The organism is Streptomyces sp. NPDC041191 (assembly GCF_055591945.1).
This window is the reverse complement of the sequence record NZ_JBVIZC010000002.1, coordinates 505,359-521,506: the sequence shown is the minus strand read 5'-3', so window position 1 is coordinate 521,506 and position 16,148 is coordinate 505,359. Positions and strand designations below refer to the sequence as shown.

Sequence of the window (16,148 nt, the reverse complement as noted above, 5' to 3'; positions counted from 1 at the left end):
GCCATGTCCCTGCATTTCCCGCCCGAGTGCGCCTGGCTGTTCGCGGCCCTGACCGGTGAGATCCCGCCGGACGGCGACGAGGACAAGCTGTTCGCCCTCGCCGAGGCGCACAAGGGGCTGCACGGGAAGCTCAACGGGGACATCCAGCGGCAGGTCGCCGAGGCCCTCGGCTACACGCGGAAGAACTTCGAGGGCACCGCCGCCGAGATGTACCAGGAGGCGATGAAGTCGTTCCTCGGCGGCCAGAAGGGGCTCGACTACTTCAACGCGGTCACGGACCAGGCGGATCTGATCGCCACGTTCACCCGCAAGAGCGCCACCCAGCTCCAGTACACCAAGTACATGATCATCGCCCAGCTGGTGGAGCTGCTGGTCGAGGCGGCCGTGGCGGCGGCGCTCTCCTTCTTCTTCGGCGCCTCCATCGCCGCGTACCTCCAGAAGCAGGCGATCGTCCGGCTGATCATCCGCACCCGTCTCGGCCGGCTGCTGGTCGCCCTGCTCATGCACGAGATCATCAACGTCGGCATGGGCGTCGTCATGGACGGCCTCTCCCAGTGGATCCAGCTCAACCAGGGCACCCGTGACGAGTGGGACCACGAGCTCACCAAGGCGGCGGCGCTCTCCGGTGCCGTCCAGGGCCTGCTGGCGGGCCCCTTCCAGGCGCTGGGCAAGCTCTTCAACAAGGGCCTCGCGAAGCTGTTCGGCGACGACGCGGGCGGCCTGATCGGCAAGAAGCTGGACAACGTGCCGCCGCCGAAGAACAAGCTCGGCGGCGACCTGCCGCCCCCGCCGAAGAAGACCGCCGGGGACCTCGGCCCCACCCCGCCGCCGAAGGACAAGGTGGGCGACGACATCGTTCCTCCGCCGGCCAAGGGCAAGGGCGACGACGTCGGCCCCACGCCCCCGCCGAAGGGCACGGGCGACGGCGCCGGACCCACCCCTCCGCCCAAGGGCACGGGCGACGGCGCGGGCCCCACCCCTCCCCCGAAGGGCAAGGGGGACGACGTCGGTCCCACCCCTCCTCCGAAGGGCAAGGGCGATGTCGGCCCCACGCCGCCGCCGAAGCCGTCCTTCGGCCAGGACGTCACCGACAACTTCCGCAAGAACCTCCCCGGAGTGGCGGGCCCGAACCCGGAGAAGTCCGCACGCGACTTCATCAAGGGGATGGGCGACACCTTCGAGAACCACCTCGGCAAGGGGACCCGCGAGGTGGGCGAGAAGTGGGCCGAGACCCTGCTCTCGAAGACCGGCCGGCCGGACCTGCCCGACGCGCTGAAGAACGTCCTGAAGCCCCTCGACGACACCGTGCTCGACAAGAACATGCGGGACGTCCTGACGAACGGCACCGCCGACGCGATGGGCTCCAGCATCTTCAAGTCGATCCGCGAGCAAGGCGTGACGGGACTCTTCGAAGGTGCCCACGCGGCCGTCTCGGAGGGCACGTACAACCTGCTCTTCTCGGACGAGCACAGCTTCAAGACCTCCGGCCTGACCTTCGGCTCCGGCATCGTCGAGGGCCGGCTGGGCCACCTCCTGGAGACCGGCGGCGAGAAGCTGGGCCTCGGGATGCGGGACTCCCTCGGCATGAAGGCCCCGGACTTCGGTACTCCCGGCGGCGCGCCGGGCCCCGTTCCGGACGCGTCGTCGGACGTGTCGGCCGACGCGAAGCCGGAGACGGTCTCCTCCGGGGACCTCCAGGACCTCGACGTCACCGACGACGAGTCCGACCTCCAGTACCTCGACGTCGACGACGACGATGACGAGTCCGACCTCCAGTACCTCGACGTCGGTGACGAGACCGCTCGGGACGAGGAGCAGCACCGGCCCGGGGCCGCCCCGGTCGCCACGACCTCGACGGCGCCGGTGTCCTCGGCCTCGCCGGCCGCGTCCGGCCCGCAGAACACCGCGCAGAACACCCAGAACACCCAGAACACCCAGAGCGCGCAGAACACGTCCGGGAACCAGAACCAGGCGTCCTCCGGCCAGCGTTCGGAGACGTCCCCGACCAAGACGGACGCCAAGGGCACGAACGGCACGAACGGCACGAACGGTACGAACGGCGAGAACGCCTCCAGCGCCCCCGTACAGCCGTCGGGCCTCTCCACCGAGACCACCACGACCACGGAGAACACGGAGAACACGGAGGACACGAAGAACACCGAGTCCCGCGAGAACACGGCGGACACGGAAGAGAAGAAGGAAGGGACGGCACAGGAGGAGACCGAGGCGAAGCCGTCCACGGCCCAGGTCCCGACCACCTCGTCGTCCACGACCGAGTTCTTGGTCGAAGGAACCCTGTCCCCCTCGTACGACGAGCCGGCGTTCCCCACGTCGCAGACGAGTCCGGTCGACGAGATGGAGATGGTCTCCCTGTCGTCCCGCCCGGAGGGGAACAACGCGCAGACGGTCACGGAGTCCTCCCCGGAGGCCACCGCCCCCGCCACCGTCCAGTCGAACGCCCCGGTTGCCGTTCCCTACTTGTCGACCGAGTCCTCGGACCTCCAGGGGGACCTTCAGGAGGCCCTCCAGGAGAGCCTTCGGGAAGAGGAGCCCGCCCCCCAGGTGGTCGTGCCCCCGATTCCCGTTCCTCCGGTTCCCGTTCCTCCGGTCCCCACGCCTCCGCTGCCCGGACCCTCCACCGGCGGACTTCGGACGACCGGGAACCAGGCGCCGGGGAACCAGACGCCCGAACCCCTGACGAACGACACCCAGGACAGCCAGGACAGCCAGGACAGCCAGGACACCCAGGACTCCCGGACGGACGAAGAGCCGAACCGGAACAACCCGGCCGACACCCCCCTCCCGCCCCCCTCGGCCACCGAATCCGCGGATCTCCAGGAGAGGCCCACCTCCCGAGCGGCCGCGAGCCCGACAGGGGCAGAGCAGACGCCGGGATCTCCTGTGCCCGTGCTCCAGACGGTCGGATCACCGGTTCCCGAAACCCTGACGGTCGAGACCTCGGAGACCGAGGAGCAGGCGGTCAGCGCCCCGTCGACCGCGCCCCGGACGACCGATTCCTCGGAAACCGGTCACCAGGACTCCGAAACCCTCGAAACCGAGGTCCAGGAGGTCGAGTCTCAGGAGGCTGAGGTCCAGGAGGCCGAGTCTCAGGAGGCTGAGGTCCAAGAGGTCGAGGTCCAAGAGACCAAGTCCCAGGAGGCCGAGGTCCAGGAGACCGACACCCGTACGACCGGCATCCAGGAGACCGAGAACCGGGAAGACGACACCCAGGAGGCTGAAACCCAGGAGCCCCGGAGCCCGGTGGTCGTGACCCCGGTGTCCGGGAACCAGACGCCCAGAAGCCAGACCCCCGAACCCCTGACGACCGAAAGCAAGGGCTCCCGGGCCGAGACGAACGAGAACCAGGAGGCCGAGGTCTCCGCGGTCGAGACCCAGACGCCCGGATCTCCTGTGCCCGTGCTCCAGACGGTCGGATCACCGGTTCCCGAAACCCTGACGGTCGAGACCTCGGAGACCGAGGAGTCGAAGCGGGACGATCAGGCCGACATTCCCCTCCCGCTCCTCCCGCCCCTCTCGGCCACCAAGTCCACGGACCTCCGGGAGGAGCCTGCGCCCCTGGAAACCCAGGTCCAGGCGGACGAAGAGCCTCAGGCGCAGACGACCGAAGAGCACCAGGCACAGGTAACCGAACTCCAGGCGACCGATGTACCGGTGACCGTCCAGTCCGCCCAGAACGACCAAGCCCTTCAAGTCGAGCAGACCGAGCAGGCCGAGCAGACCGAGCAGGTCGAGCAGGTCGAGCAGACCGAGCAGACCGAGCAGACCGAACAGGTTGAACAGGTCGAGCAGACCGAGCAGGTTGAACAGGTCGAGCAGACCGAACAGGTTGAACAGGCCGAGCAGACCGAGCAGACCGAGCAGGTTGAACAGACCGAGCAGGTTGAACAGGTCGAGCAGGTCGAGCAGGCCGAGCAGACCGAGCAGACCGAACAGGTTGAACAGGTCGAGCAGACCGAGCAGGTTGAACAGGTCGAGCAGACCGAGCAGACCACCCAAGACAACCTGGTCAACCAGAACAACCAGAACAACCAGAACAACCAGAACAACCAGAACAACCAGGAGAGCCAGGAGAGCCAGGAGAGCCAGGAGAACCAGGAGAGCCAGGAGAGCCAGAACGACCAGGAGAACCAGGAGAACCAGGAGAACCAGGAGAACCAGACCACCCAGGTCTCCCAGGTCACCCAGGCCCCCCAGACCACGCCGCCCCCCTCCCGCCACATCCTCACCTTCGGCCAGGACGGTCACCGGGGAGTCGGCGGTGTGCAGCTCTCCCCGATCGCGGACGACGTGATCTCGTCCCTCCGGGACGGCGTCCTGGACTCCCTCGGCGTGCCGCCGGAGCGCCGCTCCGCGATTCAGGAGCAGTTGCAGTCGCTGATCACCTCGCAGACGCTCATCGACAACCGGCACATGCTGATGAGCCGGGACGGTCACCGGATGACGGTGGACGACGACGGCACCGAACTGTCGTTCCACCTGAAGGTGAACCTCTCCGGCCCCCGCCCGTCCGTGCTGGCCGGCGTCACGGGCGCCCTGCCGACCCACAACAACGAGCAACGCCAGACGGCGGCCGCCTCCCAGAGCCGGCAGACCGGTACGACCCTTTACCGGGGGTTCTCGATCCCGACCCTCTCGCTCACGATCCCGACCAGCGAGCCGTCGTCCTTCGTCACCGGTTACCCCGTCGGGGGCTCCCTGAGCTTCACCCACTGGCAGCTGGCGACGAGCAGCACCCGGACGGTGAGCGTCAACAGCACGAGCCTGCACCGGAGTTCCGAGCCGGCGCATCCGTACGACTACAACGCCACCGTGCAGCTGAAGGGGCCGAACGACACCACGTGGACCCGGCCTGCGGACCTGTCCCCGTTCACGATCACGGCCTGGTTCCCCGAGCACCTCAAGACGGACCGGGACGCCGCCGAGGAGATCACGGTCTTCTGGGACAGTGATGAGGCGCTGAGCAGGCACCTCGACGCCACGCCGGTCTGGGCGCTGGACTCGCTCTCCGATCCGGGCCGGCTGCTGCGCACGGCGAAGACGCAGTTCGCCTCCCAGCTGGCGGGCCTCTCCCCGGATTCGCTGCGGGAGGTCGAGCAGTTCTTCGGGATCGAGCACCAGCTCGGCGCCCTGCCCCTCCAGCGCCGGAAGGGCACCGACGACACCAGGACCGTCGGCACCCTCTCCCCGGTCCTGGTGGACGAGAACGGCGCGGCCGTCGGCATGTTCCGGATCGTCGCCGACGTCACGCACCAGCCCGACACCCCGAACTCCCGCCGTGAGCCGGGGGTGTGGGTGCCCGACCGCTACAGCTTCGAGCGGTACGTGGAGCGCCAGGTCAAGCAGGACACCCTGCGCAAGATCACCTCCGGCTTCAGCGTCGAGGGCTTCGGCGGCGTCGGCCTGCACCAGGACGCCTCTCCGGTGAACAAGGCGTTCCGCGACTTCGGGCTCGGCGGTCAGATCCTCGGCAAGGCGAACCTCGGCTGGCAGAAGGACAACTCCCTCGGTACGGGGACGACGCACAGCACCAACCGCAACATGCGGGCGTCCGCGGCCAACGTCCTGTTCCCGGCCCTGGTCTCCTACCGCGTGGAGTTCATCTCCGCCGAGGGCACCGTGACCGAGGCACCCGGTCCCGTCACGGTGGAGGCCCGGATGCGGGCCCTCGGCCAGGCCCCGCCTCCCGCTCCCGTCCGCCCCCCGTCGCCGGACTCCTCGTCCACGGCGGTCGCGTCGGGTTCCTCCGCGAGCACTCCGCCGTCCCCGCCGCGGAGTTCCTACCCGGACGATCCCGTCGCCGCCCTGCCGGAGAACCTCGCCGGCCTCCGGGGCGTGGGCCTCTCCGTCACCCCGCTGCACCTGAGCGGCACGGGTCTGACGACGGCACTGGACCAGGCGCGCGGCTGGCTGCAGGAGAACGGTTTCCTGCCCAGGCCGGGGCTCACCACGGCGGAGAACACCCGGAGCCGGCTGGACAACCTCCGCAGCTTCGACCTGCTCACCGGTGAGGCGGCCCTGCTGGCCTCCGTCGACGAGCTGACGGACGGCGGGCTGCGGCTGCCCTTCACCACGGTCAGCCCCGACGGCAGGGTCCGCCAGGTCGAGGTCGTCCTGCGTCTGGAGCGTGACGAGTCCGCCCCCGTCGTCCACCGGACCACCCTCGCGAACGTGTTCGTCTCGAACTCGGGCGGCCTGACGGACACCAGCAACAACCAGCAGTCGGGCACGCTGTCCTGGAACTTCGGCTTCAGCGGTGACGCGTCCCAGCAGGGCGTCCTCCCCAACCTCGCCGCCGGCCTGAAGGCGGGTCCCCAGACGGTCTGGTCCAGCGCTCCCACCACCTCGTTCGGTCACTCCCAGTCCGTCCGGCCCGTCACCTCCGAAGCGAGCGAAGCCCGCGTGGAGGTCTTCCGGTTCCCCGCCCGCCTGCGGATGGAGATCCTGGAGAACGGAACCCCCCTCTCCCTGCCCGGGTCCGCTCCCTCCTCCCTCTTCGTGCCCGCCCCGGTCCCCGCGCCCACGGCCTCGTCCTCGCTCGCGCCCGCCCCCGGGCCGCTCTCCACGACCGTGCCCATGTCCACGACCGACGACGATCCCGCCTCCGTGGTCCTCGACCTCGCCGTGCCGCCGAGCCGGTACGTGCCGGAGGGGACCCTCCGCCCCGAGCACCGGGACGAGACGGTGGTGCTGCCGGACGGCTCCCAGGTCGACGTGCTCCTCGGCAGCGATGCCCTCCAGCAGGCCCTGGCGGAGGTCCTGCGCCACCGGCCCACCGACGACCCCACCCACCTGGGCACCGGCACCCGGCTGCCTCCCGCGCACCAGCAGGGCGCGGGGCTGCCGCTGCACACCGGGGACGTGAACCGGCCCGCCCCCTCCTCGGCGCTCCGGCGGCTCGCGGAGTTCGCCGAGGCCGCGAAGCGGGTGCTGGGCCTGTCCTCCACCGCCCCCGTCACCGCCCCGGCCTCCGGGGACACCGCCCCGCCGCGTCCCGTCTCCGGCTACGAGAGCTCCCTGAACCACCAGGTCAGCCCGTCCGCGCTGCTCGCCAGGGCCCACCAGATGGACAAGGGCGTGTACGTGATCGACGGCCTCTTCGCCCCCGGCCTCCTCGGGGACGAGGAGGTGGCCGTCGAAATACGCATGGTGCTCAAGAACCCGGTCGACCTGGGGCCCGTCAGCCAGTTCGGCGAGACGGACCTCTCGATCGGCCAGGGCGGCACCCAGCAGACGAGTCGGACGCGTCTCGCCTGGGAGGCGAGCGGAGAGGTCGGCGGCAAGTTCGGGGTCGTCCGGCCGGACGCCGACACGCCGGCGCCCTCCAACCCCGTCACCGGCACCCTGTCGGCGAAGGGCGCCTACGGCCGGGGAACGGCCCGCACGACCACGGAGTCCTCCTCCCTCCAGGTCGTACGCGTCGCGGCCGAGAACAGCACCCAGCGGCGGATCCGTGCGGACGTGGAGTACCGGCTGACCGTCCTCCGGGGGACGAGCACGCTCAACGTCTCCCACGGGGTCTCGACCACGCAGGCCCCTCCGGTCGTCGTCCCCGGAGGGATCGAGTTCGTCGCCTCCAAGGAGCAGATACAGCGCGACGGCGGGGTGCTGAAGGACTTCCTCCCCGCCGACGAGCAGACCGTCCCGCCCGGGACGGGCATCCCCCTGCCCGCCCGCTTCCTCCTGTACGGAGCGCTCGGCACGGACGCCGTCCTCTCGGTCGTCCCGCTCGGTCGCGAGACGTCGCCGCAGGACGTACCGCAGGACGCACAGGCGACCGCGTCCCAGGACGAGGGGAACACGCACGTCCCGGCGAACGGCCGGGAGGAGCCCCCGTACCACCTGCTGCGCGATCACCTGACCGCCCTGGTGAACGAGCACGCCCCCGGCGCCCTCGTCCCCGGTGACCACCGGTACGTCCCCGGCCTGCGGACCATGATCGCCGAGTACGCGTCGACCGCCGCCCTCGCCGAACTCGTCGGCCGGGGAAGGAACCAGGACGGCACCCCGTCCTCGCTGCCCCCGCTCGCCTTCCCGTACAAGAGCGTGTTCGGGACCACCACGCTGTCCCTGACCGTCACCACCGAGCCGGCCATGAGCGAGCGGGACCTGTCCGCCCTGCGCGGCCGTTCCGCGCCGTCCGGCGCGGAGCTGGAGTACTACTCGCAGCACCGCCCGCTCGACACCGGCACGAGCACCGCGCGCACCACGAAGTGGTCGGCCGGGGTGTCCGGAAGCGTCTCCTTCCCGCTCGCGGGCGTCCCCGTGAAGGCGTCGACGACACCGGGGCTCGGGGTCTCCCAGGCCACGACCGTGGCCAACGCGACGGTCGCCGAGAACCGCGCCTGGGGACGCACCAACGGCGGCACCGAGTTCGACCTGCGCTACCGGTTCACCGCCGTCCTCGACGTCCCCGCGTACGTGACGGGCAGGCCCGTCTCGCATTCCTCCCCCCCGGTCGAGGCCAGGGTCACCCTGCGCCTCGGCGGCGACCAGGGTCTCGGTCCCGCTTCCCCGGACACGGCCCATGACCTCCCCCCGGAGGTCCACTCGCCGGAGAACCTTCCCCCGGAGGTCAGGGAGCGCCTGGAGCGCCATCCGAAGCTGCGGCTCCAGCAGGCCGTCACGGTCGCCGCCGTCACGAACATCGAGCAGCTGAAGGAGGCGATCACCCAGGTCGCGCCCGGCCTGATCGATGCGAAGCGGCCCGGCGCCACCGCCCACGAGGCCGTCGCGGTCCTGTTCACGGATCTGCTCCGCGAGAACGTCTCGACCCTCGGGCCGACCGGCGCCGCCGCCGTGTTCGGCGGTGCTCCGGGCAAGGGGCAGGTCGCTCTCGACCTCCGGATGAGCAACCCCCGCCTGCTCGACCGGACCATGGGCGTGACCGGCGACCACACGCGCGTCACCGGTACGACGTCCACGACCTCCTCGGCCACCACCCGCACCTACTCGTCCCCCTTCTCCCTCACCGGACAGCACAAGTTCACGACCCCGCTGGCGCCACCGCGGAACGAGATGAGCCTCGGCATCGGCGCGACGGTGCCGACGCTGCACCACCAGACGACCCCCGGGGGCCAGGGCGGCGGCGTCGGGACGACCGCCCGCCTCTGGACGAAGATCGGCTCGGCCGGACGGCAGGACGCCCAGAGCGGCATGAAGACCCACGAGGTCGTGGTGGACACGCTCACCACCGTGACCGGCCCCGAGGGCGACAAGCGGCAGGTGATCGGTACGGCGGTCGTCCGCGTCCCGGAGCAGGTGCTCCTCGGCCTCGGGGTCCTGCCGGACGCGGACCGCGGCGACGGCGTCTGGGACCTGTCCGCCGGTACGCGCGAGGAGGGCGGGACCGACCCCGTGGCCCACGCGTCCCGGGTGGACGGCCTCGTCGAGACGTGGCTCCGGGACACGGACCAGGACACCCCGCGGCCGGAGCTCCAGCTGTGGCTGAACCTCGACGCGGCCCTGGACCGGGACGCCGCCCGGACGAACGCGGAGGAACGGGCCGCGCGGTTCGCCGTCGACCACGGGCGGACCGTGCACCTGGTCTTCCAGGACGAGAACGGCACGTACCTGACGACGTACGGCCCGGACGGCGGCGAGGTGACCAGACAGGCCCCGCCGACGACGGCCGGCTCGACGGCCCCGGCCAACGTGTCGGCTCCGGTCAACGTGCAGGTTCCGTCGGTGCCGGCCAATGTGTCGGCCTCGACGGCTCCGGTCAACGTGTCGGCTCCGGCCAATGTGCAGGTTCCGTCGGTGCCGGCCAATGTGTCGGCCTCGACGGCTCCGGTCAACGTGTCGGCTCCGGCCAATGTGCAGGTTCCGTCGGTCCCGGCCAACGTGTCGGCCTCGACCCACACGTCGGCTCCGGCCAACGTGTCGGCCCCGTCGGCTTCGGCGTCCCCGGCCAACCTGTCGACCTCGGCGGCCCCGGCCCCGGACACCCACACCACCGACACCACCGACACCACCGACACCCACACCACCACCGACACCCACACCACCACCGAGCAGACCCCTCCCCGCGAGAAGGGCCGGCTGGTGGAGAATCCGGTCCGGCCCGACGAGCTGACCTCCTTCCGCGGCGCGAAGAACACCGTGGTGCACACCGAACGCTTCGACCCCAAGAGGGGCCAGGAGAACCGGCCCGCCGGCCGGCTCAACGGCTCGTGGACCCTCATCCGCAACAGCGTGCGCCGCGAACAGCTCGCCGACGGACGGACGGTGCGGCACTTCTTCGTCACCCTGCCCTTCAAGCTCGCCGACGGGCTCACCACCGGGGACCTCGCCCAGCACCGGGACCGGATGCAGAAGACCCTCGACCAGCACGTCAACCGCGGTTACCGGCTGCCGGGCTCGGGCGACCAGCTGTACGTCACCGCCGAGTTCGTGCACGCGCCCGACCACAGCGAGGCCGTCACCCTCTCCCGTACGGACGCGCCGGCCCGCGCCGACCAGCTCCACTGGGACGTCAACGACAGCGACGCCACGATCACCCACGAGCTCCTGCACTACCTGGGCCTCGCCGACGAGTACGTCGACACCGACGCCGACAGGGACAACCGCCACCTCTTCCGGCGGGACGAGCGGGCGAGCGGCGTACGGACCGAGGGCCTGATGGTCCGTCCCCGCGAGGAGACCCTGCGCGAGCTCCCCCAGGACTACCTGCGGACCATCGAGACCGTCAGCGACAACGCGGTCATCCCCCTCCACACCGCCCCCACCACCGTGCCCGCGGACCGGGAGGACCTCGGCCCCGGCCGCGACGAAGGGTTCGAGGGACAGAGCAGCCGGGCCCCGGGGAACGCGATGGATTCGCTCTCCTTCACGAACTCCGCCTTCGAGAAGTTCGTCGAGGGGAGCACGCGGAGTCCCTCACTCCTGACGCCCGAGGAATACCGGCAGAGGGTGAAGGACAGTCACGAGGGGAAGCGTGAGATCTCCTACGTCGTGAACGCGATCGTGAGCAAGGAAACGTTCATGGGGAAGGGTAATCTCGAAAAATTCGTCGAATGGGTCACCAACGGCCTCTCCGAAGACATGCGCGGTCGGGTCGCGATCGTCGTCGGAGTGAACAGCAGCGGTTACACCAGCGGCTTCAAGTCGAAAAAGGCGAAGGAAGTCGAAGAGCGGGAGTTCATCGAAAGGCTCGAAAGGGCAGGCATCGAGGTTCCCGTCGCCGCGGTCGCCACGCCGATGCCCAGGTGGGGGAAGGAGTCCTTCCCGTACGGCCGGGCCCGCAACCTCACCATGACGAGCGAGGCCACCTTCAGGGCGATCGACGCCCTGGTCATGAAGGAGTACCACCCCTACGTGGCCTTCATGGACTTCGACGCCTACAAGCACACCACCCCCGACGGCCCGCACATCTTCGACCACTTCTCCAGGGAGCTCGGTTTCGACGAGACCTCTCCCGGTAAAGCCTCGAAATCTCCTCTTGCCCCTGTGCGCCCCCTGATGATGTCCGGAGGGTACAGGGCGCCGCATTCCGGGGAGTCCGATCTCTATCGAAAGCTGATCGAAGAGACGGAGGGGAGGTGGCCCAAGGAGAAGGAAGGGCTGGAGAGGAGGGTGAATAAGAAGAAGAAGGAGGGTGAACCCCTCCTGGACCTAGGAGATTTTCCGTCGGAAATCGAACTCGACACCCTGATGGAAAGGTTCGTCCAGAAGGTCGAGAACGACATGCGCACGCGGGACAGAATGGCGTCCCAGTTCCCCCTCCTGCCTTACTCGCCCGAACCGAACCTCTTCGTGGACGCTCTGGCCGTCATGGTGGACGGGGGTGCCCACGGGAACCCCCCTGCGGTCCGTTTCAGTGAGTCCAACGCGGAGTTCGAGGGTCTGGCCGAGAACCTCGCCAAGTTCGCGGCCTGGGAGATCGGACAGAGCTACACGAACGACTCCACCCCGGAGTCCTCCGACGCCGCTGCGGTGACCCCTCTTCCCGCCGCGCGGGGAACCGCCTTCTTCACCTCGTTCCGGACCACCACCCAGACCGACCTCTCCCGCCTGTTCGTCGACATGATCGTGTCCTGGAAGGTGAAGTCCCTGGAGGCCGGCGGCGTCCTGAACGAAACGCAGTGGGGGGAGATCCAGGTGCCCCAGAGCCACGCCTCCCCGGTCCCCTACCTGAAGCTCTTCCACGAGGGCGACTTCCACGCCAGGGGGACGAACCAGGGGAAGCTCACCGACCTCCAGAACAGCGGGGACGCGCTCCGCATGAACTTCTACGCCGACGAGCCGTGGACGAACGTTCCGGAACAGGACGCCAAGGCCGTCGCGAACGCGCGTGAGGTCCTCGAAGAGTTCGCGAACAAGAACCTCATGGAGAAGGTCTCCCCCACGCACACCGACGGAACCCGGCTCGGCCTCCCGGACGACCGGGTCAGCAAGATGCACCATGCGATCAACCTGCTGTACTCCTCCGACGAGGGGCACATCCAGCGCAGCTTCCACGAGGTGGCCGCCGCCTACCTCGCCGACCGAACCTCCGAAGAGACCCCGCCCCCGGCCTCGGACGGCACCGTGGCCCCCACCGGCACCGCACCCGAACCCGCCCCCTTCAACCAGCGGTTGAGGGCCCCTTACGGCTCCTTCTTCGCCGCGCTCACCGAGGCGCACCTCCCGGGCGACCAGACGTACGTGCCGTCGGACCTGCCCCCCGCGTCGGAACCGCCCTCCCCGGCGGACCTGCGGGGGCGCGCCGACCTCCAGGGCCTCAGGACCGCCCCCGAGGTACGGAGCATGCTCACCACCCTCTACGAGAACCACCGCACGACCGACAACGCCCGGCAGCTCCTCGCGAGAGCGGCGGCAGCGGGTCTGCACGTGGACGACCTCACGGCCCGGATCTTCACCGGACGCCTCCACCCGATGGAGCACCCGCTCGACCACTACCGCTTCCCGGACACGGGCGACGGCGTGACCTCCTCGGCGAGCAGACCCCCCGTCTTCTCCCTCGACACGTCCGCGGTCTTCCTCCTGCGGCTCTACGCCGACGCGCTCGGACGTTCCCTGGAGGTCGTCGCCCCCGACGGGACGACCCGGCGCTTCGGCCCCGAGGACTCCCTTCCGCCGATCCGGGTGTGGTGGGAGGACGGCGTGGGCTGGCGCGGAGCACCACGGACGGACCGGCAGGAAACCCCGGAGGACTCCGGAGAACCGCAGGAATCCGGGAAACCGCACAGCTCCCCGCAGGGCGGTTCCCCCCTCGCCCGGCACGCCTTCGACAAGCTCACCGGGAGCTCCTCGTGACCGCCCTCCGCACGGGCGGAGCGCCCATGATCGAATCGGAGCCACCGAACAGGGGAGGGCGCATGCGACAGGGTGGCGGCGAACGGGTGGAGAGCGCTCCGGACGACCGGCCGGGAGGGCTGCTGCGGAGACTCACCCGCCGCCGGAACGCCCCTGCCCCGGCCGTCGCGGAACCCGCCGCGCCCGCCCCCGGGACGGCTCCCGCCGGGGCCTCCGGAGGAGCGGCACCGGAGGCGCCGCACACCGTGCGGGACGACTTCCCCCACCGGTACCTCCTGCGTTCCTCGGCCGCCCCCGACTCACCGGTCCGCGCCCTCGTGCGCGCGCTGCCCGCCGATCCCCGGCGGCCCGCCGTCGTGGTCGACGTCCCCCAGGCGGCCGCCGGGAACCTCGGCGGGGAACTCGGCGCGCTGCTCGCCCGGCTGCGTGACGAGGAACCGCTGTCGCTCCGTCTCGTCCTCTCCGGTGCCGCCGCCCCGGCGGGCGAGGACGGACCGCTGGCCCAGCGCCTCGCCGACGCCTGGAACGTGACCCTGGAGGCCCCGGACGCGCCCGCCGTCCTCGCCCCCGGCGGCCTGCTCTACGTCACCGAGCCCGCCACCCCCGGCGGCGGCTGGTGGCGCTTCGCACCCGGGGAGGCCCCGGAGCCGCTGGGCGCCCGGCTGCCCGCACCGCGCTGGCAGCGCGCCCTGGCCAGGGTGCCGCTGGGGCCGGTCGGCGGGAGCGTCGTCCGCGCCGTGCCCGCCGGCCTCGCCCTCGCCCCGGCGGACTCCGCCCCGCCCCGCCCCGACGAACCGGCCTACGCCGTCGCCGTCCACCCCGACCGTCCCGCCGTCCTGCTGGGCGCGCCGCGCGCCGAGCCGGTCGCGGCCGAGGACCTGGCCACGCTCCTGGTCTCCCTGCCGTCCGAGGTGCGCCGTACGCTGCGGCTCGTCCCGGTGGACGGGCGCGACGCGACCGCGCTGGCGGAGGAGGTGTGCGACCTCCTCGGCACGGAGCTGGAGGTGACCCTGGGCCTTCCGCTCGCCACCGAACCGGCTGAGCCGTCCGAACCGTCCGAGCCGTCCGGGGGCGGCGGGGCCGAGGACCGGGACGGGACAGGGGCGCCCGTGGAAACCGTCCGACTGGTCTCCGCCGAGGGCGAGTTCGCCTGGCCCGCGCCCCTCGCCGCCCTCCTCTGCTTCCCCCTCGCCGCCGACGGCTCCCGCCCCGTGCCCCGCCCCACCGCCTGGACGCTCCCGGAATCGGCGGGAGTCCCGGAGCCGGAACCCGCGACCCTGCGGATGCCCTCCGGGGCCCGTGCGGTGGCCGTCCGCTCCGGCCTCTGGATCGGCCCCACGGGCGAGCCGCCCGCCGAGGTCCGGGACCGGGCGGGCGAACCGCGCGTCCTGCGGGTGGAGATCGCGTCGGACTGTCTGGCCGGTGAGGCCGTTCGCGCGGCGACCCTGCGCGATCTGTCGGCGCTCGTCGCCGCCCTCGCCCCGGCGGCCCGCGCCCACGCCGAACTCGCCGTCTCCGGGGAGGCGGGGCCGGAGGCGGTCGCCGCCCTGCGCCGCTTCGCGGTCCGCGCGGGCCTCTCCCTGGCGGCCGTCCCCCACCCGGAGGCGCCCGGGGCATCCGAGGAACCGGCCACGGCCCCCGCAGCCCTGCCACCGACGACGGAACAGGACGCGCACGGGGGTACGGGCACGGGCACAGAAGCCGGTACGGAGCCGGGCACGGAGCCGGAACCGGACGCGCGGCCCGGCAGAGTGCCGGACCCGCTCCAGGTCCCGGCACCGGGCCCCGTCCCTGCACCGGCCCCCGTCCCGGCCCCTCCCGCCCCGGCCCCTCCGGCGGTCGCGACCTCTTCGGCGACCTCGGCGGCCCCGGCGGTCACGGCCGTATCAGCCGTCTCCGCACCCGCACTCGCACTCGCACCCGCACCCGTGCCTGTGCCCGCCCCGCCCACCGCGTCCCCCGCGTCCCCCGCACCCGCTCCCGTGACCGCGCCCCCTTCTCCCCCTTCCCGTCCTTCCCCTTCTCCCCGTCCCTCCCCTCCCTCCCCTCCCTCCCCTCCCTCCCCTCCCTCCCTCTCCGCACCCGCTGCCGTCCCCGCCTCGGTGAGGCGCACGCGCCGGCTGCGGGAGGAGTCGGCCGGGGAACCGGACCGGCGGGCGTTCCGGGAGCTGGCGGCGAAGGTCTGGGAGGAGCACAGCGGGCCCGTCGGACAGGCGCTGATCCGGATGCCCGCGCTGCGCGGGGCGGACGAGGACGCGGTGCGGGCGGACCTGATCGCCGTACGCCTGTACCTCTCCTCCGCGCCCGAGGACCCGTTCGGCGCGCGCGCCCTCGCCGCCGGGGACGAGGAGCTGCGCCCGTACGCCGGCTGCCTGGCGGCCGGGCTGCGCCGGCTGCCCGCGCTGCGGGGCACCCTGGTACGGGCCGCCGCGGAACCCTCCGTACCGGACGAGGTCGTCCCGGGAGCGGTGCTCTCGTGCGACGCGCCGCTGGACGCGGTGCACCTGGAGGCGCCGGGCGCGCCCCTGCCGCCTCCGGACCGGGTCCGCTACGTCATCAGGCCGACGACCGCCCGGCGCACCTCGGTCCTGTCCCGTGACGGAAGCGGCGTGCAAGCCCTCTTCGCCACCGGTACGGAGTTCACGGTGCTGGCCCGGCACGAGGCCGACGCCGAACTGCCCGCACGCGTCCTGCTGGCCGAACTCCCGCCGGACGCCGGGCGGTTCAGGGCCCCCTCGGCCGGGGTCCTGGAGCGGCTCGACGCCGTCGCGGGCCGTCCGGGCTCCACGGGGGCGGCGCCCTGGCCCGACCGGTGCACCGGCCCGTTCCTCCACGTCCCGCCGCCCCGCTGAGCGGGTGCCCCGCGCACCTCT

At 71.6% G+C, this 16,148-nt stretch carries 2 protein-coding genes; both read left to right on the top strand.

Annotated elements, in window-relative coordinates:
• Positions 1 to 3 precede the first annotated feature (3 nt).
• Entirely contained in the window at positions 4 to 13,275 is a 13,272-nt protein-coding gene (locus ACZ6AQ_RS05500) for a WXG100-like domain-containing protein (protein WP_468757712.1), read from the top strand.
• A gap of 62 nt (positions 13,276 to 13,337) precedes the next feature.
• A complete protein-coding gene (locus ACZ6AQ_RS05495; RefSeq protein ID WP_468757711.1) occupies positions 13,338 to 16,127 on the top strand; it encodes a hypothetical protein in 2,790 nt (929 codons plus the stop codon).
• Positions 16,128 to 16,148 lie beyond the last annotated feature (21 nt).

Excerpts from the sequence above, each read along its gene's own strand:
- ACZ6AQ_RS05500 (WP_468757712.1), top strand. The coding sequence starts at position 4 with ATGTCCCTGCATTTCCCGCCCGAGTGCGCCTGGCTGTTCGCGGCCCTG.
- ACZ6AQ_RS05495 (WP_468757711.1), top strand. The coding sequence starts at position 13,338 with ATGCGACAGGGTGGCGGCGAACGGGTGGAGAGCGCTCCGGACGACCGG.